Source organism: Haemophilus parainfluenzae (assembly GCF_036288925.1).
Classification (GTDB): domain Bacteria; phylum Pseudomonadota; class Gammaproteobacteria; order Enterobacterales; family Pasteurellaceae; genus Haemophilus_D.
On sequence record NZ_CP127167.1, the window covers coordinates 66,963 to 92,769 of the forward strand.

23 protein-coding genes and 1 pseudogene are annotated in these 25,807 nt (G+C 40.5%); 14 read left to right on the forward strand and 10 right to left on the reverse strand.

The genetic code is table 11. From position 1 onward, the window contains the following. Nucleotides 1-100 precede the first annotated feature (100 nt). The 3 genes from ybeD to lipA all read left to right on the forward strand — a co-directional run bounded on the left by ybeD (nt 101) and on the right by lipA (nt 2,047). On the forward strand, nt 101-379 hold the full coding sequence (gene ybeD, locus QQS40_RS00330; RefSeq protein WP_329505475.1) for a DUF493 family protein YbeD: 279 nt from the start codon (nt 101-103) through the stop codon (nt 377-379). 1 nt (nt 380) lies between these two features. After that, nucleotides 381-1,022, forward strand: coding sequence for a lipoyl(octanoyl) transferase LipB (lipB, locus tag QQS40_RS00335; RefSeq protein ID WP_128786969.1), 642 nt, complete (start codon nt 381-383; stop codon nt 1,020-1,022). A gap of 62 nt (nt 1,023-1,084) precedes the next feature. Then, nucleotides 1,085-2,047 (forward strand): lipoyl synthase, encoded by a 963-nt coding sequence (lipA, locus tag QQS40_RS00340; protein WP_128786968.1) that lies wholly within the window; start codon nt 1,085-1,087, stop codon nt 2,045-2,047. Between the two features lie 74 nt (nt 2,048-2,121). On the opposite strand, the gene QQS40_RS00345 is transcribed toward lipA, so the two are convergent. From QQS40_RS00345 to galE, 4 genes are all read right to left on the reverse strand, one after another. Beyond that, complete coding sequence (locus QQS40_RS00345) at nt 2,122-4,146, reverse strand: hypothetical protein (RefSeq protein WP_329505478.1); 2,025 nt, start codon at nt 4,144-4,146, stop codon at nt 2,122-2,124. Between the two features lie 84 nt (nt 4,147-4,230). After that, nucleotides 4,231-4,875, reverse strand: coding sequence for an adenylate kinase (gene adk, locus QQS40_RS00350; RefSeq protein WP_115180442.1), 645 nt, complete (start codon nt 4,873-4,875; stop codon nt 4,231-4,233). A 98-nt stretch (nt 4,876-4,973) separates the two neighbouring features. Further along, nucleotides 4,974-6,248, reverse strand: a complete 1,275-nt coding sequence (locus QQS40_RS00355; RefSeq protein ID WP_329505482.1) for an MFS transporter — start codon at nt 6,246-6,248, stop codon at nt 4,974-4,976. 79 nt (nt 6,249-6,327) lie between these two features. Beyond that, a complete protein-coding gene (galE, locus tag QQS40_RS00360) occupies nt 6,328-7,344 on the reverse strand; it encodes a UDP-glucose 4-epimerase GalE (RefSeq protein ID WP_005700019.1) in 1,017 nt (338 codons plus the stop codon). A 204-nt stretch (nt 7,345-7,548) separates the two neighbouring features. Between galE and QQS40_RS00365 the strand changes: the two genes are divergently transcribed. Next, nucleotides 7,549-10,782, forward strand: a complete 3,234-nt coding sequence (locus QQS40_RS00365) for a S8 family serine peptidase (protein ID WP_128786965.1) — start codon at nt 7,549-7,551, stop codon at nt 10,780-10,782. Nucleotides 10,783-10,832: 50 nt separating this feature from the next. Here QQS40_RS00365 and fghA read toward each other — a convergent pair whose 3' ends face one another. Together fghA and QQS40_RS00375 are read right to left on the reverse strand one after the other, a co-directional pair. Further along, a complete protein-coding gene (gene fghA / locus QQS40_RS00370) occupies nt 10,833-11,660 on the reverse strand; it encodes an S-formylglutathione hydrolase (RefSeq protein WP_289901450.1) in 828 nt (275 codons plus the stop codon). 8 nt (nt 11,661-11,668) lie between these two features. Then, on the reverse strand, nt 11,669-12,805 hold the full coding sequence (locus QQS40_RS00375) for an S-(hydroxymethyl)glutathione dehydrogenase/class III alcohol dehydrogenase (RefSeq protein ID WP_458472617.1): 1,137 nt from the start codon (nt 12,803-12,805) through the stop codon (nt 11,669-11,671). A 121-nt stretch (nt 12,806-12,926) separates the two neighbouring features. On the opposite strand from QQS40_RS00375, the gene QQS40_RS00380 reads away from it, so the two are divergent. Beyond that, nucleotides 12,927-13,334, forward strand: coding sequence for a MerR family transcriptional regulator (locus tag QQS40_RS00380; RefSeq protein ID WP_007526955.1), 408 nt, complete (start codon nt 12,927-12,929; stop codon nt 13,332-13,334). 112 nt (nt 13,335-13,446) lie between these two features. Here the strand turns inward: QQS40_RS00380 and QQS40_RS00385 are convergent, their stop codons facing one another. Further along, nucleotides 13,447-13,977 carry an inorganic diphosphatase gene (locus QQS40_RS00385; protein WP_289901451.1) on the reverse strand — a complete coding sequence of 177 codons (531 nt, stop codon included), beginning with the start codon at nt 13,975-13,977 and terminating at the stop codon, nt 13,447-13,449. A gap of 207 nt (nt 13,978-14,184) precedes the next feature. Here QQS40_RS00385 and QQS40_RS00390 point away from each other — a divergent pair. The 9 genes and pseudogenes from QQS40_RS00390 (at nt 14,185) to secF (ending at nt 23,666) form a co-directional block, all read left to right on the forward strand. Then, nucleotides 14,185-15,501, forward strand: a pseudogene (locus QQS40_RS00390) (NCS2 family permease). 179 nt (nt 15,502-15,680) lie between these two features. After that, on the forward strand, nt 15,681-17,060 hold the full coding sequence (gene trhP, locus QQS40_RS00395; protein ID WP_128786962.1) for a prephenate-dependent tRNA uridine(34) hydroxylase TrhP: 1,380 nt from the start codon (nt 15,681-15,683) through the stop codon (nt 17,058-17,060). A gap of 193 nt (nt 17,061-17,253) precedes the next feature. Beyond that, a complete protein-coding gene (queA, locus tag QQS40_RS00400) occupies nt 17,254-18,345 on the forward strand; it encodes a tRNA preQ1(34) S-adenosylmethionine ribosyltransferase-isomerase QueA (protein WP_289901453.1) in 1,092 nt (363 codons plus the stop codon). A gap of 112 nt (nt 18,346-18,457) precedes the next feature. Next, nucleotides 18,458-19,606 carry a tRNA guanosine(34) transglycosylase Tgt gene (tgt, locus tag QQS40_RS00405; protein WP_297567350.1) on the forward strand — a complete coding sequence of 383 codons (1,149 nt, stop codon included), beginning with the start codon at nt 18,458-18,460 and terminating at the stop codon, nt 19,604-19,606. Between the two features lie 64 nt (nt 19,607-19,670). After that, complete coding sequence (locus QQS40_RS00410; RefSeq protein WP_289901455.1) at nt 19,671-20,183, forward strand: hemerythrin domain-containing protein; 513 nt, start codon at nt 19,671-19,673, stop codon at nt 20,181-20,183. A 3-nt stretch (nt 20,184-20,186) separates the two neighbouring features. Beyond that, nucleotides 20,187-20,414, forward strand: coding sequence for a sulfurtransferase TusA family protein (locus QQS40_RS00415; protein WP_289901456.1), 228 nt, complete (start codon nt 20,187-20,189; stop codon nt 20,412-20,414). Nucleotides 20,415-20,516: 102 nt separating this feature from the next. Next, nucleotides 20,517-20,807, forward strand: coding sequence for a preprotein translocase subunit YajC (gene yajC / locus QQS40_RS00420; protein WP_049357671.1), 291 nt, complete (start codon nt 20,517-20,519; stop codon nt 20,805-20,807). 23 nt (nt 20,808-20,830) lie between these two features. Further along, nucleotides 20,831-22,681: a protein translocase subunit SecD gene (secD, locus tag QQS40_RS00425; protein WP_289901457.1), complete on the forward strand. Its 1,851-nt coding sequence runs from the start codon at nt 20,831-20,833 to the stop codon at nt 22,679-22,681. Nucleotides 22,682-22,691: 10 nt separating this feature from the next. Further along, the gene (secF, locus tag QQS40_RS00430; protein ID WP_289901458.1) at nt 22,692-23,666 is read left to right on the forward strand and encodes a protein translocase subunit SecF; all 975 of its coding nucleotides are present in this window, start codon (nt 22,692-22,694) and stop codon (nt 23,664-23,666) included. Nucleotides 23,667-23,747: 81 nt separating this feature from the next. Here the strand turns inward: secF and QQS40_RS00435 are convergent, their stop codons facing one another. Genes QQS40_RS00435 through mog form a run of 3 tightly spaced genes read right to left on the reverse strand, consistent with a single transcriptional unit; the run spans nt 23,748 to nt 25,721 of the window. Next, a complete protein-coding gene (locus QQS40_RS00435; protein WP_289901459.1) occupies nt 23,748-24,788 on the reverse strand; it encodes an AI-2E family transporter in 1,041 nt (346 codons plus the stop codon). Further along, entirely contained in the window at nt 24,788-25,126 is a 339-nt protein-coding gene (gene glnB, locus QQS40_RS00440; protein WP_289901460.1) for a nitrogen regulatory protein P-II, read from the reverse strand. The genes QQS40_RS00435 and glnB overlap by 1 nt, the downstream gene beginning before the upstream one ends. Before the next feature lies 1 nt (nt 25,127). Further along, nucleotides 25,128-25,721: a molybdopterin adenylyltransferase gene (mog, locus tag QQS40_RS00445; protein ID WP_049362318.1), complete on the reverse strand. Its 594-nt coding sequence runs from the start codon at nt 25,719-25,721 to the stop codon at nt 25,128-25,130. Nucleotides 25,722-25,807 lie beyond the last annotated feature (86 nt).

Consider the following 25,807-nt stretch of genomic DNA (forward strand, 5'->3'; position numbering starts at 1 on the left):
ACCTTGAAAATTAACCGTACTTCCCCATTTATATTTCATCAACAAATTCATAAGGTGTGTAACCGATTATCACACCTTATCTTTAAATTAAGGAAGCAAAATGGCAAACGAAAATGATTATGAAAAACTGAAAGAATTAATGGAATTCCCCGCAGCCATGACATTTAAAGTGGCTGGCGTTAACCGTGAAAATTTGGCGCAAGACTTAATCGCCGTGGTACAAAAATACTTACCGGGTGATTATATTCCAAAAGAAAAACGCAGCAGTAAGGGCACTTATAATTCTGTTTCAATTGATATTGTGGCACAAAACTTTGAGCAAGTAGAAACGCTTTACAAAGAGCTTGCTAAAGTTGAAGGTGTAAAAATGGTTATCTAAGATGAACAAAACAGATTTAATTGTCCGTCAATTAGGATTGCAAGATTATCAAGAAATCTGGCATAAAATGCAGGAATTCACCGATAATCGAAATACAGAAACGACTGATGAAATTTGGTTAGTTGAGCATCATTCTGTTTTCACTCAAGGCCAAGCTGGCAAACCCGAACACTTATTACAACGTAGTAATATTCCTGTTGTTCAATCTGATCGCGGCGGTCAAATTACTTATCATGGTCCAGGCCAGCAGGTGATGTATGTGCTCATTGATATTAAACGTCATGAACATTTAAATGTCCGTCAATTAGTGACCGCACTTGAACAGTCTGTCGTGAAAACCCTTGCAGACTATGGTATTAATGGTTATCCCAAACCTGATGCACCAGGCGTATATATTGACGGCAAAAAAATCTGTTCATTAGGTTTACGTATCCGTAAAGGCTGCTCTTTCCACGGACTAGCATTTAATATCAATATGGATCTTAGTCCCTTTCATTACATTAATCCTTGTGGTTATGCAGGACTTGAAATGTGTCAGCTTGCTGACTTTATTGATAAAGAAGAAGCTACTCTTGGGAACGTCTCCCCAAAATTAATTAAACACTTTGCCGAACTTTTAGGCTATAATATTACAAATTTATAACATTCACTTTTATAACTCATCTAAAAATGCCTGAATCAGGCATTTTTCTTTAGGAAAGAACAATGTCAACGCCTTTTAAAATGGAACGTGGTGTGAAATACCGCGATGCTGCCAAAACATCAATTATCCCTGTTAAAAATATCGATCCTAACCAAGAATTATTGAAAAAGCCGGAATGGATGAAAATCAAATTACCGTCTAGCTCATTAAAGATCGAAACGATTAAAAACGGGATGCGTCGTCATGGTCTACATTCTGTATGTGAAGAAGCGTCTTGTCCAAATTTACACGAGTGCTTTAACCATGGCACAGCAACCTTTATGATTCTAGGCGCAATTTGTACTCGCCGCTGCCCTTTCTGTGATGTCGCTCATGGTAAACCTTTACCACCCGATCCTGATGAACCACGTAAATTAGCTGAAACCATCCAAGATATGCAGTTGAAATACGTGGTGATTACCTCTGTTGACCGCGATGATTTACCTGATCGTGGTGCAGGTCATTTTGCTGAATGTGTAAAAGAAGTGCGCGCATTAAACCCTGGCATTAAAATTGAGATTTTGGTGCCTGATTTCCGTGGGCGTATTACTCAAGCTTTAGAAAAATTAAAAGACAATCCACCGGATGTATTCAACCACAACTTAGAAAATGTGCCACGTTTATATAAAGAAATTCGTCCAGGTGCTGATTATCAATGGTCTTTAAAATTACTTCATGATTTCAAAGAAATGTTCCCAAACATTCCAACTAAATCCGGCTTAATGGTTGGATTGGGTGAAACCAATGAAGAAATTCTTGAAGTGATGGAAGACTTACGTGCCAATGGCGTCACCATGCTTACACTGGGTCAATACCTTCAACCAAGTCGCCATCACTTACCGGTTGCTCGCTATGTGCCACCAGCAGAGTTTGATGAGTTCCGTGATAAAGCCAACGCAATGGGCTTTGAACACGCAGCTTGTGGCCCATTTGTTCGTTCTTCCTACCATGCTGATTTACAAGCAAGTGGTGGATTAGTGAAGTAATCAAAAACAGCTAAAAAAATGACCGCACTTTGAATCTCAAGTGCGGTCATTTTTTTATGTTATCCTTTCAACTACTAGTCAGTTGCTACCGGCTTCTCTTCTTCGCTCTCATCAGTCTCCATCATGCTTTCTTGACGAAGATCTTCAAGCGTACGACCATTAATTAAGTAGCCATTTTCTGTTTTTTCCACTCTAGAAACGTAATTATCACCTTCTTCCACAAATTCTCGGTGAAGTTTTCCATCATATTTCACAAAGCTACTTAAATATTGCCAAAAATATGAATTTTCCTTAATGGCTAAGGCTTTTTCATTTTGATCATCAAACAACATTTTACTTAATGTCAGATTAAATGTACCTTCAATATTATCTGGAATCATCTCTGATGAATCATCTTCGGGCACTTGAGGTACAATACCACTCACCTCCAATTTAACTGGATAAGCATTGGTTTCTGGATAAGTATTTAGATTTAAATTCAATGTTGCATTATCAACGATTAAATCAAGCTCTTTCCAGGAGTTTTTGATATATTTATCAAATGTGGCTGACGTTAAATGTGTACTACATAAAGCTCCATAAACAGGCTCTGAGCAAAACCTTGCTGATAAATGCGCTTTACTATGATTAATTTTAAATGGTGCATCAACCGCGAGTTTTTCAAATTGGAAACCAGCACTTGGATAACCGACTTTATTCGCTGAGAATGTAATATGCTCATTATATTGATCATTGTCTAATGTTTCTGTCTTATCATTGGCTGATACATTATCAAGTACTAAATCGGCCATATTAAATGATTTTAATGCGGCCTCAATATTGGTTTTACCACTAAATTCTTTCACCCATTTATCTTTGGCATTTAAGAAATCTTTATTGTCTTTTGCTGGTGTTTCTTTCTCAGCAATGGTATCTAATAAAAACGGGACAAATGCCAATTCGTTTGCCACATTGTAATCATCTAACTGAATATTAACTTTACCGCCTTTGGCTTCCCATTTACGGTCTTCATCGGCAGGCGTTTGCTTCACACTTTCAACATTCAGTTTAAAATCTACATTGGCTTTAGTTAAATCCGTATTCGCTAACTTAAGTTCAAGACCAGTATTTTGTAGGTTAAAGTAAGGTTGATTATTTTTAGGGACATTGACAGAAAGTACCGATAACGAACCATCAAAACGATCGTTTTGTGTAAAAATTTTCGTTAACAAACTGACGCCATCTTTAATGCTTAATGAACCCTCACTTAATTTTTTAAATTCATGATGAAAATTGATCGAATTTGGCACACCATTTTGCTTAACGAATAAATTTAAACCACCTGCTGTTGCTTGACTTTCTTCCGTCGTGCGGCTTTTATTGGCTACGCGCAAAATATCACTGCTGAATTTTGTGCTCAGATCACGTTTGTCTGCCTCACCTGGTTTTACATCAAAATGGTAAGTCGCATTTTTAAGATAAATATGTGTATTTTCACCATTTAACAATGCTACTTCGGCATTTTTCGCGGTTAAGTCAATACTTGATAGGTCGTATTGATTTGCACCGACAGGTACAAGGCGAGCTTCACCTTCAATTTGTTCCAGTTTAGTGTCTTTATCGTAATTAAAACCACTAAGGGTTGTTTTTAGCTCAACTTCTTTATTTTTTAAGAAATTAAGACTGATAGAAAGGTTTTGGGACTTATTTGCAAAATCACGGAATTCCGTCAATATATCAGACTGTAAATAATCCCCTACTGGCGAAAATTTGCTATTAATTGTGTTTTTATCAATCGTGATATTTAATGTTTTATTTAATTGACGAACTAACTGATCGGATAACTGAGACTCCGCTGTAATAAAGAAAGGCAGAGCGGTGAGCTTAGTTGAAATGACATTTGTGTTTTTCTCATCACTATTTTTTACACTAAAGATTAACTCACGGATGAAAAAGTTTTTCGCAGTTTGTGTCACATTTAATGTTGCTTGATTATCCAAAGAGTAAGGGAAATTTTTTAATACCTGATCGATTTTGTGATTAGTATAAAATTGTGCGCTGATCCCAAGTGCCACTGCGATAGCCGAAATCGTCAATGTTATTGTTTTTTTCTTGCTCATAACGTCTCCAAATGCGATCTCAAAACCCTTTTGAAAAATTAACCGCACTTTTCTCTTCAAAGTGCGGTCAGTTTCCTGTCTATTTTAGCCTAAGATTTTATCTAATTCCTGGCTTACAGCTTCCACTTTTTGAGTACCATCTAAACGGAAATATTGCGTATTACCTGCTTTCGCTTCAGCTTGGTAATAATCAATTAATGGGCTGGTTTGTTTGTGGTAAATCGCTAAACGATCTAACACGGTTTCTGGTTTATCATCTGCACGGATAATTAAATCTTCACCCGTTACATCATCTTTACCTTCCACTTTTGGTGGGTTGTAAACGATGTGGTAAGAACGGCCAGATGCTTGGTGTACACGACGACCACTCATACGTTCAACGATCACTTCATCCGGCACATCAAACTCTAAAACGTAATCAATTTTCACGCCTGACTCTTTTAACGCATCCGCTTGTGGAATCGTGCGTGGGAAACCATCTAATAAGAAACCATTTGCACAATCTGGTTGAGAAATACGATCTTTTACTAACGCAACAGTTAATTCATCCGGTACTAATTTCCCTTCATCCATTAATGCTTTTGCTTGTTTGCCTAATTCTGTCCCAGCTTTAATCGCGGCACGGAACATATCCCCTGTTGAAATTTGTGGGATACCAAACTTGTTCATAATAAATTGTGCTTGTGTGCCTTTTCCTGCACCAGGTGCACCTAAAAGAATAATTTTCATACAAATCTCCAATAAATAATAGACTCGTTTAAAATACCGTTAAAGCCTTGTTTGGTCAAATGATTTTGCTGTAAATTTTGACCGCACTTTATTTTATTTTAAGCTTTTTTATTTCCTTTTTCATTCCATGGCGCCACCCAGAATAAACAAATCATTCCTGGGATAGCGAGAAATAAACAAATCCAGAAAAAATGATAGTAACCCACGGCCTTGACCAAGTAACCAGATAACATACCAAGTCCTTTACTTGGTAAAGCGGAAAGGCTGGTAAATAAGGCTAATTGAGTGGCTGTATAAAGCGGATTCGTTTCGCGAGCCATAAAGGCGACAAAGGCAGCAGTACCGAGACCGACACCGATATATTCACCCGCAATCACGAAACCTAATTTCCAAAGTTCTGCAGCGCCGATATGGTCAAAATGTCCAAATGCAGCTAACCAAATAAATCCACCAATAGTGATTAATTGAATAAAACCAAATACCCATAATGCACGATTAATGCCTAAGCGCAACATGATCACGCCACCCACGAGACCGGCAGAGATACTTGCCCAAAGAGAGGTACTTTTTACCACCAACGCAATATGTTCTTTTTCAAAGCCCATGTCATAGACGAATTTCGTTTGTAACGTAGTAGCAAATGAATCACCAAATTTATACAAGAACAAAAAGAGTAAAAAACCGATCGCTTGGGCAACACCTTTACGTTGGAAAAACTCTTTCAGCGGTATCCAAAACACCCTATAGAAAGGTTGATCACGATCGACCTGTGCAACCTGAGGTTCTTTTGCCAAAAAGAGCGTCATAAATATGCCCGCTAGCATACAAAGTGCGGTCAATAAAAAGACGGTTTCCCATGGATAAATTGTCGCTAAATAAAGCGAGAGCCCACCTGGAATTAAGCCTGCAACACGATAAGCATTAATATGGATGGTATTCCCCAATCCTAATTCATTGTCTGTTAAAATTTCACGACGGTAAGCATCGAGTACAATATCTTGTGTCGCAGAGAAAAAGGCAATAAATGTGGCAATTTTAGCCACCATACTTAACTCTGCCACGGGATCAAACTGACTAATCGCATAAAGCGAAATCAGCAAAATCACTTGAGAAATCAATAACCAACTACGACGACGCCCTAAAAAATGCGGGAAATAGCGGTCTAATAACGGCGCCCATAAAAATTTCAAACCGTATGGCACCATCACCCCTGTCAAGGCACCGATTAATTCAACGGAAAGTCCTTTATCTGTCAGCCACACTGGCAACATTTGCAATAACACGAAAAGTGGTAAGCCCGAACTAAATCCAGTGAAGACACAGATCAGCATTTTGCGGGTAAATATTTGACTAGAAAGGGATTGTTCTGACATAAAGTGCGGTTATTTTTGAGCGTGTTTTATCTGATTAAAATAGTAAGGGCGGAATGTACTCCACCCAACAAGAGTGAGATTAATCTCTGTATCCTTTCGGATTATTTTTTTGCCAATTCCAAGTGTCTTTCATCATTTGCTCAAGACCACGTTCAGCTGTCCAATTTAACTCTTTTGCTGCAAGACTTGGATCAGAATAACATGTTGCAATATCACCAGGACGACGTGCGACAAGACGATACGGGATTTCAATATTGTTCGCTTGTTCAAACGCTTTCACCATATCAAGCACAGAATAACCCGTACCTGTACCTAAGTTATAAATGTGTAAACCTGCGTCATTTTCATGGCGATTTAATGCTTTTAAGTGACCGATGGCTAAATCCACCACATGGATATAATCACGTACACCTGTGCCGTCATGAGTATCATAATCGCTACCAAACACCGAAAGTTGCGGTAATTTACCAATGGCAACTTGGCTAATGTAAGGTAATAGATTATTTGGAATGCCGTTTGGATCTTCACCAATCAAGCCACTTGCGTGAGCACCCACTGGGTTGAAATAACGTAAGATCGTCATACTAAATTGCGGTTCAGCTTTCGCAACATCGGTCAAAATTTGTTCCACCATGTATTTAGATGTACCGTAAGGGTTGGTTGTACCGCCTACTTTGCAGTCTTCTGTAATTGGAATAATTTCTGGATCACCATAAACCGTTGCAGATGAACTAAATACAAAGTTCCACACGCCTGCTTTTTTCATTTCTTGAATCAAAACAATCGTGCCTGATACGTTATTCATATAGTATTCAGCTGGTTTTTGAACACTTTCACCCACAGCTTTTAAACCCGCAAAATGGATGACCGATTGAATACTGTTTTCAGCAAAGATTTTTTGTAATAAAGCACGATCTAAAATATCGCCTTCATAAAATTTCACGTCTTTACCGGTAATTTCTTTAACTCGTTCTAAAGATTTTGGGGAGGAATTGCATAAATTATCCAATACCACCACTTCTTTATTTGCATTTAATAATTCCACTACGGTATGTGAGCCGATATAACCCGCTCCACCCGTTACTAAAATCGCCATGGGTTGCTCCTTAATCATTTTGTTCGTGAATTATAACATTGATTTCTACGATACATAAATTTATCCCCTTTTTTGACCGCACTTTGGTGTGATCGTTGTCACAGAATAAACATTTTTCTATAAGAATTTGATTTGGGTCATTGAAGCACCTCTCGATGAGACGAATAATAGCCTGCGAAAATCGAAAAGATAAAGGAAGACAACATGAAACCTCAAACACTTCAAAAAACCGCACTCGCACTACTTGTTGGTTGGTATGCCGCCAATGCAGCCGCTTATTCTGAACAGGGGCAAGCTGGTAATACCAAAAGCTGGGAAAGCACCGAATACCTTAAAGACTGGGGCTTGACCTCAATGAATGCTTCCACGGCTTACGCCCTTGGCTTTAATGGTTCAGGCATAAAAATCGGCGTGATGGATTCAGGCGTGCTATTAAACCACCCAGAATTTCAAGATGGTCGAATCCACGTTGTAAAAACGGAAGGGACTTATAGTAAAGATGGCATGCGTTATCCCGATGCATCGGTGGGAAATGGTCCAATTAATAAAAATGAACCAGTAAAAAACGGCAAACGCAATTTCGATAAAACAGATAATAGCATCTTCACTAAAGGTGAAGCCTTCAATATTGACGGGGCATGGCATAAATATACCAATGATGCGCACGGTACGCACGTTGGCGGGACAATGGCGGCAAGCCGCGACGGCAATGAAATGCATGGTGTAGCATTCGGTGCTAACCTCTATTCTGCTAATACTGGTGGTAACGACAACATGACCTATGGCCCAAACCAAGACTATAGTTTCTTCTTACAGGGCTACTCTGCCCTAGCAGATGCCGGTGCCAAAGTAATTAATAACAGTTGGGGTTCAAACCGTCGTGTTAATTCATCCTTTGCTGGTGCACAAGGCTACAAACCAAAATATGATTGGCGTGATGTGCCTGAATATGGCGTGCAATATTATGATGTACCAAAAGCACCTGAGCCAATTTCCAGTCCTGCGGCACATATTTATTTAAGTAACTTAGTCGAGGCTGAAAAAGCTTATTATCAATTTGTCACGAGTGGTGAGAAAAACTTTGTTGATGCGGCTTATGAAGTGGCAAAAAATAAACAAGTAATTCAAGTCTTTACCGCGGGTAACCGCAGTATGATGGCGGAGTCCTTTACGCGTGCGATGTTGCCTTATTTCAGACCTGATGCAGAAAAATACTGGGTAAACGTCACCGGTCAAGTCGGTGGTGAAGGCTATCCAAATGACTCAAATGACGATGTAAGTGATGAAAAAGCAGGCGCAGATATTCAAGAATTTAACCTCGCCGGCCATTCAAAATGGTGGACGATTGCGGCGCCATCTGCCAACATCTATTCCTCCTACATTCAATTACAAGACAACAATACTTATGGTAAGCCTATCTACAAATCGGCTGGTGGTACTTCAATGGCTGCACCTCATGTAAGTGGCGCGTTAGGTGTCATTCTTTCTCGCTATCCATACATGACAACCGATCAAGCGCGTGATGTCATGCTAACCACAGCAAGACAAACCACGCTTCGTAAAGGGTTTGAAGGTAAACCGTTAGAACGTTGGGAAACTGAACAAGGTGTACCGAGTAACGTTTGGGGTTGGGGGATTTTAGATCTTGGCAAAGCCATGTTTGGCCCAGGTCAATTCTTAGGAAACGTGAAAATTAACCTCAATCAAAATGATGTTTGGTCAAATGATATTAGCGATAAAGCCATCAAAGCACGTCAAGTCGAAGATCAAGCTGAAGTGGCAACTTGGACAACGCGCAAAGCTGAATTACAAGCATTAATGCAAAATCGTGCAGGCGCGACAGCTGAAGAAAAAGCAGAATATCAAGTAGGCTTAGCGCGTGAAGCCGCTCGTAATGAACGTGCCGCACAAGGTTATATCGGTGCTTTAACTAAAAATGGTTCTGGCACCTTAACCCTCACGGGTGATAACAGTTTCACAGGTGCAATTACTGTAAATGAAGGTCAGCTTTCAGGGTTAAATCAATCCCTTGGTTCGGCACAACAAGTTATCGTAAAACAAGGTGCAACATTGGAAGTATTACCGAAAGCAGAAATCACTAAACCAAGTGAGAATGGATTTGCCACCGAAACCTTAACCAGCACGGCGAGAACGGTCACTGCAACGGTAGAAAAAGGTGGTCGTCTCTTACTGAATAATGGTATTGCTAACGTCAATGCCACCTTTGCAGACGGTTCTGTTTTAGTGCCAAATAAATTTGATGAAGAAATTCTGCCTCAATTACAACAAGACCCACAAAAAGCGGTATCAGTTCAAGGTACCGGGTCATTTGTGGGAGCTGAAAATACGATAGTTGAAACACCTCACACTTATGATTTCTTTGCGGTTAAAAATGAAAGTAATGCATATACGCTGAAAGTGACCGTTCAGAAAAAAGCCCTTTCATCGGCAGCAACCACTGAAAATGAAGTGGCTATCGCCAATGCCTTAGATGCAGCAACAAACAGTGCAGCGTATCAAAGTCTCATTTGGGGAACAAAAGAGAACGCTCGCCAAGCCTTTGCTCGTTTAAGCTATGATGAAGATCTCGCTGCCGAACAACACAATGTGTTAAATGGCTTATTGCTTCGTCAGCAACTTGCCCAACTGGGCGCAGTAAGAGCTCAACTTAATTCAGGTACACAAATTTGGACAAGTGGCACCTTCACCCACTTTAGCACGGATAGTTTAAGCAGCCATGCGTACAATCAACTTGTGGGTATTGATGCAACCATTGATACAGACAAACATTTAGGTGTATTTGTCGGCTCAACACAAAATAGCCACAAAATTGACCGCACTTCGAAAGATCGTGCCGTACATTTAGGCTTAACAGCTGAACATCGTTTCAACGTATTAACACCGAAAATTGGCTTTATTCAAAGTTGGGGTAAACACGAACAACGTGCAGAATTTGCGCAAGGTGTGAAAACTCATAGCCAAACACAAAATGTCTTTGCTGAGCTTGCCTACACTGGCTTAAAAGGCAAACATTTTGCGATTGAACCTTATGCTAGCGTAAGTTATATGCACATCAAAAATAAAGGTGTGACAAAAGGCGAAGTGCAGTTAAAAGACAACAATCGTGATTTAATCGTCACCTCTGTAGGTTTACGTCCATCCATTCCATTTGCAGTTGGTAGCGTTCAATTAAATCTATTAGGTGATGTGACTTATCATCGTTTCCATAAAGATAAAGCCGCTGAAGGCAGCTTGGTGATCAATAATCAAGGTGTCGCAAATCTTTATGGTAAAGAATTGAAAAATATCGTCACGACAGGTGTCGCATTGCAAGCGCAATTCACGCCGGCATTTAGCGTAAAAGTTGGTTATCAAGGTGCTTACCACCACGATACCAAAGTGAATAATGTGAATGCGGAATTACGTTTCTCGTTTTAACGATATTCAATAAGACAAAAGTGCGGTCAATTTTGACCGCATTTTTTTGGTTACTTCAAAAATGCCGCATGATAGGCAATATGCTCACCAATAAAACTGGCGATGAAGTAATAGCTATGATCGTAGCCTTTGTGGAAACGCACATCGAGCGGTTGATTTGCCGCACGACAGGTTTCGATAAAATCTTCGGTGCGTAATTGTGTTGGCAAAAATTCATCTTCTAAGCCCTGATCAATACGCATACCTTGCACTTTATAGCCTTGTTGAATGAGCGAGCTGGCATCATATTGCTGCCATTTCTCACGATCTTCCCCTAAATAAGCAGTAAAGGCTTTTTCTCCCCAAGGCACTAGGCTTGGCGATAAAATAGGCGAAAAAGCAGAAACACTTTGATAACGTTCTTGGTTTCGTAGTGCCAATACCAATGCACCGTGCCCGCCCATTGAATGTCCCATAATGGAACGTTTGCCGTTGGTAGGGAAATTTGCTTCAATTAAAGTAGGCAATTCATTCAAGATATAATCATACATCTGATAATTCGTCGCCCAAGGCTGCTCGGTCGCATTAAGATAAAAGCCCGCACCTTGCCCTAAATCGTAAGCCGCATCGTTCGGCACTTGCTCTCCACGAGGACTAGTATCAGGGGCAACCACAATCACTTGATGTTCTGCTGCATAACGCTGAAAGCCTGATTTGGTAATGAAATTTTGTTCAGTACAAGTTAAGCCAGAAAGCCAATAAATCACACCAAGCGGTCGATTTTCCGGATTATTTGGCAAATAGACAGCAAATTTCATTTCGCATTGAAGCGTTTGGGCATCATGTGCCCAAACTTGTTGCAAACCGCCAAAAATTTGATGTTGTTCAATCAGTTTCATTGCGTACCTTAGTAATGAATAACCGTGCGGATCGATTTACCTTCGTGCATTAACTCAAAGGCTTCATTGATTTGATCGAGTGTCATTGTGTGAGTCACAAACGGTTCTAACTGGATGTCACCTTTCATTGAATCTTCCACCATTTTCGGCAGTTCAGAGCGACCTTTCACGCCACCAAATGCTGAACCTTTCCAAACACGGCCTGTGACCAACTGGAACGGGCGCGTTGAAATTTCTTGGCCTGCACCTGCTACGCCGATGATAATGGATTGTCCCCAACCACGGTGTGCACTTTCTAATGCTTGACGCATTACGTTTACGTTGCCGATACATTCAAAGGTATGGTCAATGCCCCATTTGTTGATGTCTAACAACACATCTTTGATAGGTTTATCGTAATCATTCGGATTTAAACAATCCGTTGCACCAAACTGTTTTGCCAACTCGAATTTTGCAGGATTGGTATCAATAGCAATAATACGACCCGCTTTAGCTTGACGTGCACCTTGTACCACCGCTAAACCAATCGCTCCCAAGCCAAACACCGCAACAGAGTCGCCTTCTTGCACTTTTGCTGTGTTATGCACCGCACCAATACCTGTGGTAACGCCGCAACCAAGTAAACATACTTGTTCATGATTTGCTTCTGGGTTAATTTTCGCCAGTGACACTTCTGCAACAACAGAATATTCACTAAAGGTCGAACAGCCCATATAGTGATAGATCGGCTGACCTTGATAAGAAAAACGCGTTGTTCCATCTGGCATTAAGCCTTTACCTTGCGTATCACGCACTGAGACGCATAAGTTGGTTTTACCAGAACGACAAAACTCACATTCACCACATTCTGCGGTATAAAGCGGAATGACGTGATCACCTGGTTTTACGCTTAATACACCTTCGCCCACTGCAACGACCACACCTGCACCTTCATGTCCAAGCACTACAGGGAATACGCCTTCAGGATCGCTCCCTGATAACGTAAATGCATCAGTATGGCAAACGCCTGTGTGAGTATTACGGATTAACACTTCGCCTTTGCGTGGCATTTCTACGTCGATTTCTACAATTTGTAAGGGTTGATTTGGGGCGAATGCTACCGCCGCACGAGATTTGATCGTTGAGTTGATTTGTTTAATTTCCATTGTTTTTCCTCTTAATTCATTGACAAAGTTGCCTTGCCTAAGCAAGATAGCAACAGTTTACACTTTAGAGTTCACTCTAAGGCAAGCGTTTTTTGCAACTTTTTATTTGGAAGGAAGGGAAATGACTTACACCACCGCTAAAGCTGCCGAAAAAATCGGTATCTCCGCCCACACTTTACGTTTTTATGACAAAGAAGGCTTATTGCCTAACGTTGGGCGCGATGAACACGGCAATCGCCGTTTTACTGATAACGATTTGCAATGGTTGAGTTTATTACAATGCTTGAAAAATACAGGAATGAGCTTAAAAGACATCAAACGCTTCGCTGAATGTACCACCATTGGCGACGATACCATTGACGAACGCCTTGCATTATTTGAAAGCCAAACGGAAAATGTGAAATGCCAAATTGCTGAATTAAAACGCTATTTAAACCTACTGGAATATAAGTTAGCATTTTATCAAAAAGCCAAAGCGTTAGGCTCAGTGGAAGCCGTGAATTTGCCACAGATTCCTGAAACGACCTAAGTTAAGAGCTTGGTCCAACTTTTTGGGTTAAGTCAAAATTGACCGCACTTTTGCCCATAGATAAATAAAAAGGCATCAATCTGATGCCTTTTCAATTCATTAACATGAAAAATTAACGCTCATTCCAACGTTTGATTGATTCACGAATCACTTCTTTCGCTTCTTCTACATCGCCCCAGTGAGTCACTTTTGTTAAACCTGTTTTTTTCAATGCTTTGTAGTTATTGAAGTGGAATTCAATTTGTTTGATTAATTGCGCTGGCACATCTGCAAGGCTGTTGTATGCATTGCCGGTATCGCGATCATCTGCTGGCACACAAACGATTTTATCGTCCACTTCGCCATCATCAACGAATTTCATCACACCGATAACTTTTGCTTCAAGGAATACACCTGTTGCAAGTGGTTGGCGCGTTAATAATAAAACGTCTAACTCATCGCCATCTTCGTCTAAAGTTTGTGGAATGAAACCATAGTTAGTTGGTTTTGCGAAGATCGCTGGCTCAACACGGTCTAATTGGAACGCTGCAACTTTACGGTTCCATTCGATTTTGTGGCAGCTACCTTCTGGAATTTCATTTACCACATTGATAATGCCGGCATCTACATCGCCTGGCGTTAAAATTTGATTAAAATCAGCCATTGTTTTTCCTTTTTTGATTACGTTAAAAACTCTCAGAGTATAGCAGTTTTTAGCCGATAAAAAAATATGTGAAAAACATCCTCAAAACTGACCGCACTTTCCCGCCAGCCTAGCAAAAAAACGATTGCGCAAACGTTTACTTTTGAGTGATTTACTATAAAATAGCACGTCCTTTTTTTTGATTATTAACCTAGGGTAGGGGACTTTATGTCAAGTTTAGAAAAAACCTTTGAACTCAACAAACGCGGTTCAACGGTTCGTCAAGAAATCATTGCGGGTTTAACCACCTTCTTAGCCATGGTGTATTCCGTAATTGTTGTGCCTAAAATGCTTGGTGATGCAGGCTTTCCCGCTGAATCCGTGTTTATCGCAACCTGTTTAGTGGCGGGTCTTGGTTCGATTTTAATTGGCTTTTGGGCAAATGCGCCAATGGCGATCGGCTGTGCTATTTCATTAACCGCTTTCACCGCATTTAGCTTAGTGATTGGTCAACATGTTTCTATTCCTGTGGCATTAGGTGCCGTATTCCTCATGGGTTTGGTGTTCACCTTAATTTCGGCAACAGGTATTCGTTCATGGATTTTACGTAACCTGCCATCAAGTATCGCGCACGGTGCAGGGATCGGGATCGGCTTATTCTTACTTTTAATCGCCGCAAACGGCGTAGGCTTAGTGGTCAGCAACTAAGCGGGTTTACCGGTTAAATTAGGTGATTTCACCTCGTTCCCTGTGATGATGTCCTTAATCGGCCTTGCATTCATTATCGGCTTAGAAAAAATGAAAGTGAAAGGCGGGATTTTATGGGTCATCATTGCCATTACTATCGTAGGTTTAATCTTCGATTCAAACGTAACATTCAATGGACAGATCTTCAAAATGCCAACCTTTGGTGAAAACTCACTTTTCTTACAATTAGATTTGCAAGGTGCATTACAACCAGCCATTTTACCAATTGTTTTTGCTTTAGTGATGACTGCCGTATTTGATGCAACTGGTACTATTCGTGCCGTTGCAGGTCAAGCTGACTTATTAGATAAAGACGGACAAATCATCAACGGTGGCAAAGCCTTAACCTCTGACTCTGTAAGTAGCTTATTCTCAGGTTTATTCGGTACTGCGCCAGCAGCCGTTTATATCGAATCAGCAGCAGGGACAGCCGCAGGCGGTAAAACGGGTATCACCGCTATCGTCGTCGGTGTATTGTTCTTATTAATGTTATTCTTCCAACCACTTGCATTCTTAGTGCCTGGTTATGCAACTGCACCGGCGTTAATGTATGTGGGCTTATTAATGCTAAGCAATGTGAGCAAATTAGACTTTGATGATTTCGTCGGCGCAATGAGCGGCTTAGTTTGTGCGGTATTCATCGTACTCACCGCAAACATCGTAACCGGTATCATGCTTGGCTTTGCGGCATTAGTGATTGGTCGTATCGTGAGTGGTGATGTGAAAAAACTCAACATCGGCACGATTATCATCGCCATTGTACTTGTCGCATTCTATGCTGGCGGCTGGGCGATTTAATTAAATGTATCTTGATAAGGCGAACGAATGGTTCGCCTTTTTTATTTCTAGCCTTAAAAAACAATCGAAAAACCAACCGCACTTTTACTTTACAAATCCCTAAATCCGCCTAAAATACAGGCCTTTAATACGGCTTGCCAAAAGCAAGCTACTGACCTGAAATCAGACAAGAGAACATTATGACAACCCCATTTAAACCTGAATTACTCTCCCCTGCGGGATCCCTCAAAAATATGCGCTACGCCTTTGCTTATGGCGCAGATGCCGTTTATGCAGGCCAACCACGTTACAGTTTACGTGTACGCAACAATGAATTTAATCACGCCAATTTAAAAATCGGGATCGATGAAGCCCATGCGCTTGGCAAAAAATTCTATGTGGTCGTAAACATTGCACCGCATAACTCCAAACTTAAAACCTTTATCAAAGATTTACAACCTGTCATCGACATGGGCCCTGATGCCTTAATTATGTCTGACCCAGGCTTAATTATGTTGGTGCGTGAAAACTTCCCGGATATTGATATTCACCTTTCTGTACAAGCGAATGCGGTAAACTGGGCAACGGTAAAATTCTGGAAACAAATGGGGTTAACTCGTGTGATTTTATCGCGCGAATTATCCATTGAAGAGATCGCAGAAATTCGCCAACACGTGCCAGATATCGAACTCGAAATTTTCGTACACGGTGCATTATGCATGGCGTATTCTGGCCGTTGCTTGCTTTCTGGCTATATCAACAAACGCGACCCAAACCAAGGTACTTGCACCAATGCTTGCCGTTGGGAATACAAAATGGAAGAAGGCACTACGGATGAAGTGGGCAACATTGTGCCAAAAATCGACCCTGCTCAACAAATCGAAGTGAAAAATGTGGCGCCAACCTTGGGCGAAGGTGCAGTAACGGATAAAGTCTTCCTTTACACCGAATCACAAAAGCCTGATGAGCAAATGACGGCGTTTGAAGATGAGCACGGCACTTACTTTATGAACTCAAAAGACCTGCGTGCAGTACAACATGTAGAAAAATTGACCGCTCTTGGTGTGCATTCTTTAAAAATCGAAGGCCGTACTAAATCATTCTATTACTGCGCAAGAACCGCACAAGTTTATCGCAAAGCCATTGATGACGCGGCTGCGGGCAAACCATTTGATGAAAGCTTAATGGATACGTTGGAATCCCTTGCTCATCGTGGTTATACCGAAGGTTTCTTACGTCGCCATACGCACGATGAATACCAAAATTACGAATATGGCTACTCTATTTCTGAACGCCAACAATTTGTCGGTGAATTTACCGGTAAACGCAATGAGCAAGGCATGGCTGAAGTGGCGGTGAAAAATAAATTCTTGCTTGGTGATGAAGTGGAAATGATGACCCCACAAGGCAACATCGTTTTTAAAATTGAAAAAATGCTCAATCGCAAAAACGAACATGTGGAAGCCGCACTTGGCGATGGCCATTTTGTCTTTTTAGATGTGCCACAAGACGTCCAACTTGATTATGCATTGTTGATGCGTAACTTGGTCAACACCAACACGCGTAATCCACATAATTAATTTGTTAAAAAATTGTTGCACTTGTTAAAGAATGTACTATAATACATCCCATACCTGATTTGTTAATTCAACAACTCATAGTATGACTCCAAATATTTTGCCCTTTCACCTTTTTGAAAGGGCTTTTTTTCTTGTTCTTTCCTCCGAATAGCTCTAGACTATGCCCCATTTTTAGCTTTCATTATTTACAATTATGCGTGTTTCTGACTTTCATTTTGACTTACCTGATGAGCTGATTGCTCGTTACCCTAAAGAAGATCGCTCTTCTTGCCGTTTGCTACAACTCAATGGCGAAAACGGGGAAATTTCTCACCGCACTTTTACCGATGTATTAGATTTAATCGATGAAGGTGATCTGTTGATTTTTAACAATACGCGTGTAATCCCAGCTCGTATGTTTGGTCGTAAAGCCAGTGGCGGAAAAATTGAAGTGTTGGTGGAACGTGTTTTAAGTGTACATCATTTCTTAGCGCATATTCGCTCATCAAAAGCCCCGAAAGAAGGTGCAGAATTATTTTTAGGCGAAGATAAGCTCGGTGAAAATAATGGCGTAAAAGCGATTATGGTCGGTCGTCAAGATGCCCTTTTTGAAGTGGAATTAGCGGATAAAAGTCGCAATGTACTTGATGTGTTGCAAGAAATCGGTCATATGCCGTTACCGCCTTATATTGATCGCCCAGATGAAGAAGCGGATCAAGAATGCTATCAAACCGTATATAACAAAGTGCCTGGTGCAGTGGCGGCACCAACAGCAGGCTTGCATTTTGATGATGAGCTTTTACAAAAATTACATGAAAAAGGCGTCAATTTTGAATTTGTGACTTTGCACGTGGGCGCAGGTACATTCCAACCCGTACGTGTTGAAAATATTGAAGATCACATCATGCACGCAGAATATGTGGAACTTTCTCAAGAAGTCTGCAATGCCATTATTGAAACGAAAAAAGCGGGTAAACGTGTCATTGCAGTGGGTACAACATCAGTGCGTTCTGTTGAAACCGCTGCCCTATCGGCAGAAGAAAATGGCAATCCAGATTTAATTGAACCTTATTTTTCTGATACGTCTATTTTTATTTACCCGGGCAAATCATTCCGTGTGGTGGATGCGTTGATTACCAACTTTCACTTACCGGAAAGCACATTGATTATGTTGGTATCGGCCTTTGCAGGCTTTAGCCACACCATGAATGCCTATAAAAGTGCGGTCGAAAATCGCTATCATTTTTTCAGTTATGGCGATGCGATGTTCATCACTAAAAACCCCAATGTGAAAGGCTTAGAATAAGTGGTTTGACTTATTTTCAGCCAACTCATAAAATACTCGTCCAGAAGCCTGTACTAACAGGCTTTTTTATTGAATAACAACCTTCGAACTGTTTATTCGTTGAGGAAAGAAAATGAAATATGAATTAGATAAAACCAGCGGCAGTGCACGTCGTGGTCGCTTGGTGTTTGAACGTCCACAAGGTACGTTCAGCGTAGAAACCCCTGCATTTATGCCAGTGGGCACCTATGGCACGGTAAAAGGCATGACACCGGAAGAAGTGCGTGCGACGGGTGCAGAAATTTTGCTTGGTAATACCTTCCATTTATGGCTTCGTCCTGGACAGGAAGTGATGCGTAAACACGGTGATTTGCACGATTTTATGCAATGGCATCGCCCGATTTTGACGGATAGTGGCGGCTTCCAAGTATTTAGTTTAGGTAAATTACGTAAAATCACCGAAGAAGGAGTGAAATTCCAAAACCCAATTAACGGTGAGCGCATTTTCCTTTCACCTGAAAAATCCATGGAAATTCAATATGATTTAGGTTCTGACATCGTGATGATTTTCGATGAATGTACGCCTTATCCAGCGACTTTCGATTATGCGAAAAAATCCATGGAAATGTCTCTTCGTTGGGCAAAACGTAGCCGTGATCGCTTTGATGAATTAGGCAATAAGAATGCCCTATTCGGTATTATTCAAGGTGGCGTGTTTGAAGAATTACGCAAAGTCTCATTAGAAGGCTTAGTGAATATTGGCTTTGACGGTTATGCAGTGGGCGGTTTAGCGGTAGGCGAACCAAAAGAAGACATGCACCGTATTTTAGAATACATCTGCCCACAAATCCCGGCTGATAAACCGCGTTATTTAATGGGTGTGGGTAAACCGGAAGATTTAGTGGAAGGCGTACGTCGTGGTATTGATATGTTTGACTGCGTAATGCCAACCCGTAACGCTCGTAACGGCCATTTATTCGTGACAGACGGCATTGTCAAAATCCGTAATGCAAAATATCGTGATGATACCAGCCCATTGGATCCTGAATGTGATTGCTACACCTGTAAAAACTACACCAAAGCCTATTTATACCATTTAGATAAATGCGGTGAAATTTTAGGTGCTCGCTTAAATACCATTCATAATTTACGCTATTATCAACGCTTAATGGCGGAAATTCGTCAGGCTATTGAAGACGAGCGTTTTGATGATTTTGTGGTGGAATTCTATGCTCGCATGGGCAAACCAGTTCCCCCATTACAATTAGCGGATAACTCATAATTGCTGAAAGTGAGGTAGAAAAATGAAGCGTTTTTTGACCGCACTTTTTAACAAAGGAAACCTTATGCAAATCCTTGAACCTCAACAATTTGCCACTTGGAATGAGCCGATTGATATGCTTTATGCTTGTCATAGCAAAGTGAAACGCTTTTGTAAACAGCTCACCATTCTTCCTGGCTACTTAGAAAAAAATGGCGTGAATCAAGCCGTATTAAATGATGTGAAAACCATTTTGCAGTATTTTAATCACGCGGCACCTCTTCATCATGATGATGAAGAAAAAGACTTTTTCCCCGCTTTAATTGAAAAAGCACCTCAAGCGAAAGAGTCGGTGGATGAATTAGAACGCCAGCATGTTACTTTGCATGAAAATTGGGCAAAGCTTTCGGAGCAGCTAGAAGAATTGATTGCAGAGAAACGTACCGATGTAGATGAAAGACTGATTACGCAGTTTGTGGCGAGCTATGATAGACACATATCCCTTGAAGAGCCGCTATTTGAGCTTGGTAAGCAATATTTATCCGCAGAACAACTCACGGCTATGGGCAAAATTATGTTTGCTCGTCGCCAAGCTTAAACCATGAAATATCAATTAAATTTGACCGCACTTTCCTGCCCGATTCCGCTTTTAACTGCAAAGAAGGCTTTGGCAAATTTAGCGTCAAATGATGAATTAGTTTTGCAATTAAATCGTCAAAGTGCGGTCGAAAATTTTGTTGTTTTTTGTGAAGAAAATCAATGTGAATTAGTGGATCAACATTGGCTTTCCGAGCAAATCTTCGAAGTTTGCTTGAAAAAAATCAATTAATTCCAAAATTCTCGTTGTTATTGCCTTCATCGGCTTTTACTGAATGCCGTTTTATGGTATTTTACGACCACTTTTAACTTTTCATTTTATAAGGAAAACACAATGGAAGCACAAAGCCCAATGTCCACGCTATTTATTTTCGTGATCTTCGGTTTAATTTTTTATTTTATGATTTACCGCCCACAAGCAAAACGTAATAAAGAACACAAAAAATTAATGTCTGAATTGGCGAAAGGCACTGAAGTATTAACCGCTGGTGGCGTCATTGGTAAAATTACCAAAGTAACCGAAGGTGCTGAAATTGTTATCGCATTAAACGATACCACTGAAATCACGATTAACCGTAACTACATTGTTTCAGTATTACCGAAAGGTTCTGTAAAATCTCTCTAATTTAAATTCCTAAAGGGAAAACTATGTTAAATCGTTACCCATTATGGAAGAATCTAATGGTGATCCTTGTGGTCGCCATTGGTGCTTTATACTCTCTTCCAAATATCTATGGTGAAGATCCTGCGGTGCAAATTTCCGGTACTCGCGGACAACAAGCAGACACCACCGCATTAACTGAAGTACAAAATGTACTGAAAGAAAATAACCTTCCAACCAAATCTATCGTTCTTGAAAATGGCTCTATTCTTGCCCGTTTCACCAACACAGATGATCAACTTCTTGCCAAAGATAAAATTGCAGAAAAACTAGGCAACAGCTATACCACGGCATTAAACCTTGCACCGGCAACACCGACTTGGTTAAGCAGCATTGGGGCCAACCCGATGAAATGGGGTTTGGACTTACGTGGTGGTGTACGCTTCTTAATGGAAGTGGACATGAATTCTGCTTTGGCTAAACGTCAAGAACAGTTACAAGACACATTACGTGGCGAGTTACGTAAAGAAAAAATTCAGTTTACCGCGATTAAAAATGGTGACAAATTTGGTACAACGGTCACGTTAGAAAACGCTGACCAGATATCAAAAGCAGCACGTATTATTCGTCAGCTACACCCAACATTAGATGTGTCTGATATTGGTGACAACACCTTAAACCTTGCCCTTTCTGAAACGGCATTAACAGAATCACGTAACTTAGCGATCGAGCAAAACTTAACGATTTTACGTAAACGTGTCGCTGAATTAGGCGTAGCTGAAGCGGTTATCCAACGTCAAGGTGCAGAACGTATCGTAATCGAATTACCGGGTGTTCAAGATACTGCCCGTGCAAAAGAGATCTTAGGTGCAACTGCGACACTTGAATTCCGCATTGTGAATTCGTTGGTGAACCCTGAATCAGCAGCGCGAGGTATGTTACCTTCTGACACAGAAATCAAATATGACCGTCAAGGTAGACCTGTTGCACTTTACAAACGTGCAGTATTGGGTGGTGAACACATCATCAACTCAAGCTCAGGTTTAGACCAAAACACCAGTACGCCACAAGTCAGTGTCACCTTGGATAGTGAAGGCGGCGAAATCATGTCGCAAACCACCAAGAAATACTACAAAAAACCAATGGCAACCTTGTATGTAGAATACAAAGACAACGGTAAAAAAGACGAAAATGGCAAAACTATTTTAGAGAAAAATGAAGAAGTGATTAACGTTGCTACTATTCAAGGTCGCTTTAGTTCTAACTTCCAAATTACGGGTGTAAGTAGCTCTGCAGAAGCACAAAACCTTTCTATGTTATTAAAATCAGGTGCATTAATTGCACCAGTGCAAATCGTTGAAGAACGTACAATTGGTCCTTCACTGGGTGCACAAAACGTAGAACAAGGTATCAATGCAAGTTTCTGGGGATTAATTATAGTCATCTTCTTCATGTTGATTTACTACAAAATCTTCGGCATTATCGCAAGCTTTGCATTAGTGATTAACATCGTTTTATTAGTCGGTTTAATGTCTATCCTACCTGGAGCAACACTTTCCATGCCGGGGATTGCGGGTATCGTATTAACCTTGGGGATGTCGGTGGATGCCAACGTACTTATTTTTGAGCGTATCAAAGAAGAAATTCGTAATGGTCGTCCAATCCAGCAAGCTATTAACGAAGGTTATAACGGTGCATTCTCCTCTATCTTCGATGCGAACTTAACCACAATTTTAACGGCAATTATCCTTTATGCAGTCGGTACCGGTCCAATTCAAGGCTTTGCGGTAACCCTTGCATTAGGTGTGGCAATTTCAATGTTTACAGCGATTACCGGAACACGTGCTATCGTGAACTTCCTATACGGCGGTAAACGTCTTGAAAAATTATCAATTTAGGTAGGATAAGATGAGATTATTTGCAAAAGATAAAAACGGACATTTTATCCGTGAAGTGAATGGGATTAAATTGCCATTCTCTCTCACTGAGTTTATGAAAGTGAGATTTGTAGGGTATGCATTTTCCGCTATTTTGATGACGATTTCCCTCTTCTTCATTATTACAAAAGGCTTCAACTGGGGCTTAGATTTTACGGGCGGTGTGGTATTTGATACTCACTTCTCACAACCCGCTGATTTAGAGAAAATCCGTGGCACATTAAACCAAAACGGGATTTCAAGCCCAATTGTACAAACAACGGGTTCTGTACAAGATGTCATGATCCGTTTACCAGCCGACAATAACGATTCTGGTATCGGTGAACACGTTAAAGGCATGCTCCAAACAATCGACCCGAATATTCATATTAACAGTATTGAATTTGTGGGGCCTAACGTTGGTGAAGAGTTAGCTCAAGGTGCAGTTTATGCGACGCTTGCTACTCTTGCGATGATGTTGATTTATATCGGCTCACGCTTTGAATGGCGTTTAGCTGTGGGCGGTATTGCCTCACTTGCTCACGACGTAGTCATTACCCTCGGTTTGTTCTCTGCATTACAAGTTGAAATGGATTTAACCTTTGTGGCGGCAATTCTTTCCGTTGTGGGTTACTCTATCAACGATAGTATCGTGGTATTCGACCGTGTACGTGAAAACTTCCGTAAAATTCGTCGTGTAGATACTATCGATATTATTGATATTTCCTTAACGCAAACCTTGTCGAGAACCATCATGACCTCTCTCACAACACTTCTTGTTGTGATTGCCTTGTTCTTCTTTGGTGGGCCATCCATTCATAACTTCTCGTTAGCGTTATTAATCGGTATCGGTTTTGGTACCTACTCATCAATCTTTATCGCGATTGCGATTGCTTATGATGTTGGTCTACGTCGCGAACACATGATTCCACCAAAAGTGGATAAAGAAATCGATGATTTACCTTAATCTATCGAACATGAGATAAAAAGAAAGCCGCCATAATGGTGGCTTTTTTATTGCTAAAATTAAGTGCTTTTTGACCGCACTTTATTCGTTTACATCACCTAATAAAGCTGCATATTTCTTCGTTGATTCGGAACTTTCCAGGGTAATTTTAAACGCCATTGTCAGCGGCACAGAAAGCAACATGCCTACCGTACCAAGTAACCATCCCCAGAAAAGTAATGAAAAGAATACGACCAAGGTAGAAAGCCCTAAGGTTTTTCCCATCATTTTCGGTTCAATAATATTACCGATCACAATATTTGATGCAATAATACCAACAGTTACGCCCATTCCTACACCAAATCCATTCAGTAATAAAGCTTGAACCACAATCGGCACTGCGGCAATAATTGAACCGATATTCGGAATATAATTTAATAGGAAGCTTAAGGTTGCCCATAAAATCGCATATTGCACCCCCGTTACATCCAACAAAATCCAAGTCGCAACACCTGTCAACAAACTTGTCACCGTTTTCACACCAAGATAACTAATCACACCGTCTAAAATACGATCAATGTGATGCTCTTCCGCAACAACATCATGTTCATTGGCACTTAAAACTAACGCAAGTTTATGCTTCATGGTTGGTGCTTCAAGCAGCATAAAAATCACGGCTAAAATCAACACAAAAACATTCGTCACAACGCCAGAAAAGTTTAATAACAAACGGCTCACAAAGTTCATGATCACGCTCGGATCAAAATGCTCCATAATGGCTTCGCGAGAAATCACAATCGGCAATTTCAGTTTTTGAGCTAATGCTATAACGTCATTTATACGCTCTGAAAGTAGCACTTTATATTGCGGAATAGAACGTGTAAATTCCTGCACACTGCTGTTAATTAATCCCGCCAGGAAAAAGAATACAATTAAAATCAAAACAAATAACAAGGCAATCGCAATACCATGTGGTACTTTGCGTTGTGTCATTGCTTTAATCACGGGTGAACAAATAATGGCGATAAATAATGCCAATAAAAAAGGCACAACAATCTCTGCCGCCAGTTTAATTCCCGCAAACACAATCACTAAAGCCGCCATAGCAACGACAGTGCGGTTAAAATTTAAGTTTTTTTCCACTAAATGGCTTCCTCATTTTCTTCGCCTGTACGAATACGAATCACACGTTCTATATCATAAACAAAGATCTTTCCATCACCGATTTTGCCTGTTTGGCAGGTTTCAACAATGGTTTCAAGGCATTGTTCAAGCAAATCATCTGGCACTACTATTTCAATTTTCACTTTAGGCAGAAAATCCACCATATATTCTGCACCACGATAAAGCTCTGTATGTCCTTTTTGACGACCAAAACCACGGACTTCAGTCACGGTCATTCCGCTGATGCCAATATCAGATAAATTTTCACGCACATCATCTAATTTAAATGGCTTAATAATGGCTTCGATTTTTTTCATCTTATTTCTCCAAATTTTCGCGTCGTGCGGCTTTCGGTCGAAAGCTTGTAATCACTTCAGGCTTGGTATCAATATAAATACCATCAATTAATTGCAAGCAATAAGGCACTGCACTAAAAATCCCTTTCACTAAAACTTTACCTTGCTCATCTTTCACGCCTTCTAAAGTTTCTTTGATGGCTTTTGGCTGACCAGGTAAATTCAAAATCAAACTATTTTTACGAATCACACCAACTTGACGAGATAAAATCGCTGTCGGCACAAAATGCAAACTCACTTGACGCATTTGCTCGCCAAATCCAGGCATTTCACGATCGGCTACCGCTAACGTGGCATCAGGTGTCACATCACGTTTTGCCGGCCCTGTCCCGCCCGTGGTGAGCACTAAATGACAATGGTGCTCATCCACTAATTCTTTCAACGTTTGTTCAATTAATGGCTGCTCATCTGGAATTAATCGAGTTTCTACTTCAAAAGGATCTACCAATGCTTGTTCTAACCATTGTTGTAATTCGGGAATCCCTTGATCTTGATACACACCACTTGATGCACGATCTGATACTGAAACCAAACCTATTTTTAAAAGTGCGGTCATTTTTTTCCTCATTTTTATACGCAATAAACAGCGTCATTCTACCCTATTTTATCTTTTACCAAAGCATAAAAAAGCCATTTAGCTTT

What these genes read in the sequence shown, in the direction of transcription:
- ybeD (WP_329505475.1), top strand. Translation starts at nt 101, where the DNA reads ATGGCAAACGAAAATGATTATGAAAAACTGAAAGAATTAATGGAATTC.
- lipB (WP_128786969.1), top strand. Translation starts at nt 381, where the DNA reads ATGAACAAAACAGATTTAATTGTCCGTCAATTAGGATTGCAAGATTAT.
- lipA (WP_128786968.1), top strand. Translation starts at nt 1,085, where the DNA reads ATGTCAACGCCTTTTAAAATGGAACGTGGTGTGAAATACCGCGATGCT.
- QQS40_RS00345 (WP_329505478.1), bottom strand. Translation starts at nt 4,146, where the DNA reads ATGAGCAAGAAAAAAACAATAACATTGACGATTTCGGCTATCGCAGTG.
- adk (WP_115180442.1), bottom strand. Translation starts at nt 4,875, where the DNA reads ATGAAAATTATTCTTTTAGGTGCACCTGGTGCAGGAAAAGGCACACAA.
- QQS40_RS00355 (WP_329505482.1), bottom strand. Translation starts at nt 6,248, where the DNA reads ATGTCAGAACAATCCCTTTCTAGTCAAATATTTACCCGCAAAATGCTG.
- galE (WP_005700019.1), bottom strand. Translation starts at nt 7,344, where the DNA reads ATGGCGATTTTAGTAACGGGTGGAGCGGGTTATATCGGCTCACATACC.
- QQS40_RS00365 (WP_128786965.1), top strand. Translation starts at nt 7,549, where the DNA reads ATGAAACCTCAAACACTTCAAAAAACCGCACTCGCACTACTTGTTGGT.
- fghA (WP_289901450.1), bottom strand. Translation starts at nt 11,660, where the DNA reads ATGAAACTGATTGAACAACATCAAATTTTTGGCGGTTTGCAACAAGTT.
- QQS40_RS00375 (WP_458472617.1), bottom strand. Translation starts at nt 12,805, where the DNA reads ATGGAAATTAAACAAATCAACTCAACGATCAAATCTCGTGCGGCGGTA.
- QQS40_RS00380 (WP_007526955.1), top strand. Translation starts at nt 12,927, where the DNA reads ATGACTTACACCACCGCTAAAGCTGCCGAAAAAATCGGTATCTCCGCC.
- QQS40_RS00385 (WP_289901451.1), bottom strand. Translation starts at nt 13,977, where the DNA reads ATGGCTGATTTTAATCAAATTTTAACGCCAGGCGATGTAGATGCCGGC.
- trhP (WP_128786962.1), top strand. Translation starts at nt 15,681, where the DNA reads ATGACAACCCCATTTAAACCTGAATTACTCTCCCCTGCGGGATCCCTC.
- queA (WP_289901453.1), top strand. Translation starts at nt 17,254, where the DNA reads ATGCGTGTTTCTGACTTTCATTTTGACTTACCTGATGAGCTGATTGCT.
- tgt (WP_297567350.1), top strand. Translation starts at nt 18,458, where the DNA reads ATGAAATATGAATTAGATAAAACCAGCGGCAGTGCACGTCGTGGTCGC.
- QQS40_RS00410 (WP_289901455.1), top strand. Translation starts at nt 19,671, where the DNA reads ATGCAAATCCTTGAACCTCAACAATTTGCCACTTGGAATGAGCCGATT.
- QQS40_RS00415 (WP_289901456.1), top strand. Translation starts at nt 20,187, where the DNA reads ATGAAATATCAATTAAATTTGACCGCACTTTCCTGCCCGATTCCGCTT.
- yajC (WP_049357671.1), top strand. Translation starts at nt 20,517, where the DNA reads ATGGAAGCACAAAGCCCAATGTCCACGCTATTTATTTTCGTGATCTTC.
- secD (WP_289901457.1), top strand. Translation starts at nt 20,831, where the DNA reads ATGTTAAATCGTTACCCATTATGGAAGAATCTAATGGTGATCCTTGTG.
- secF (WP_289901458.1), top strand. Translation starts at nt 22,692, where the DNA reads ATGAGATTATTTGCAAAAGATAAAAACGGACATTTTATCCGTGAAGTG.
- glnB (WP_289901460.1), bottom strand. Translation starts at nt 25,126, where the DNA reads ATGAAAAAAATCGAAGCCATTATTAAGCCATTTAAATTAGATGATGTG.
- mog (WP_049362318.1), bottom strand. Translation starts at nt 25,721, where the DNA reads ATGACCGCACTTTTAAAAATAGGTTTGGTTTCAGTATCAGATCGTGCA.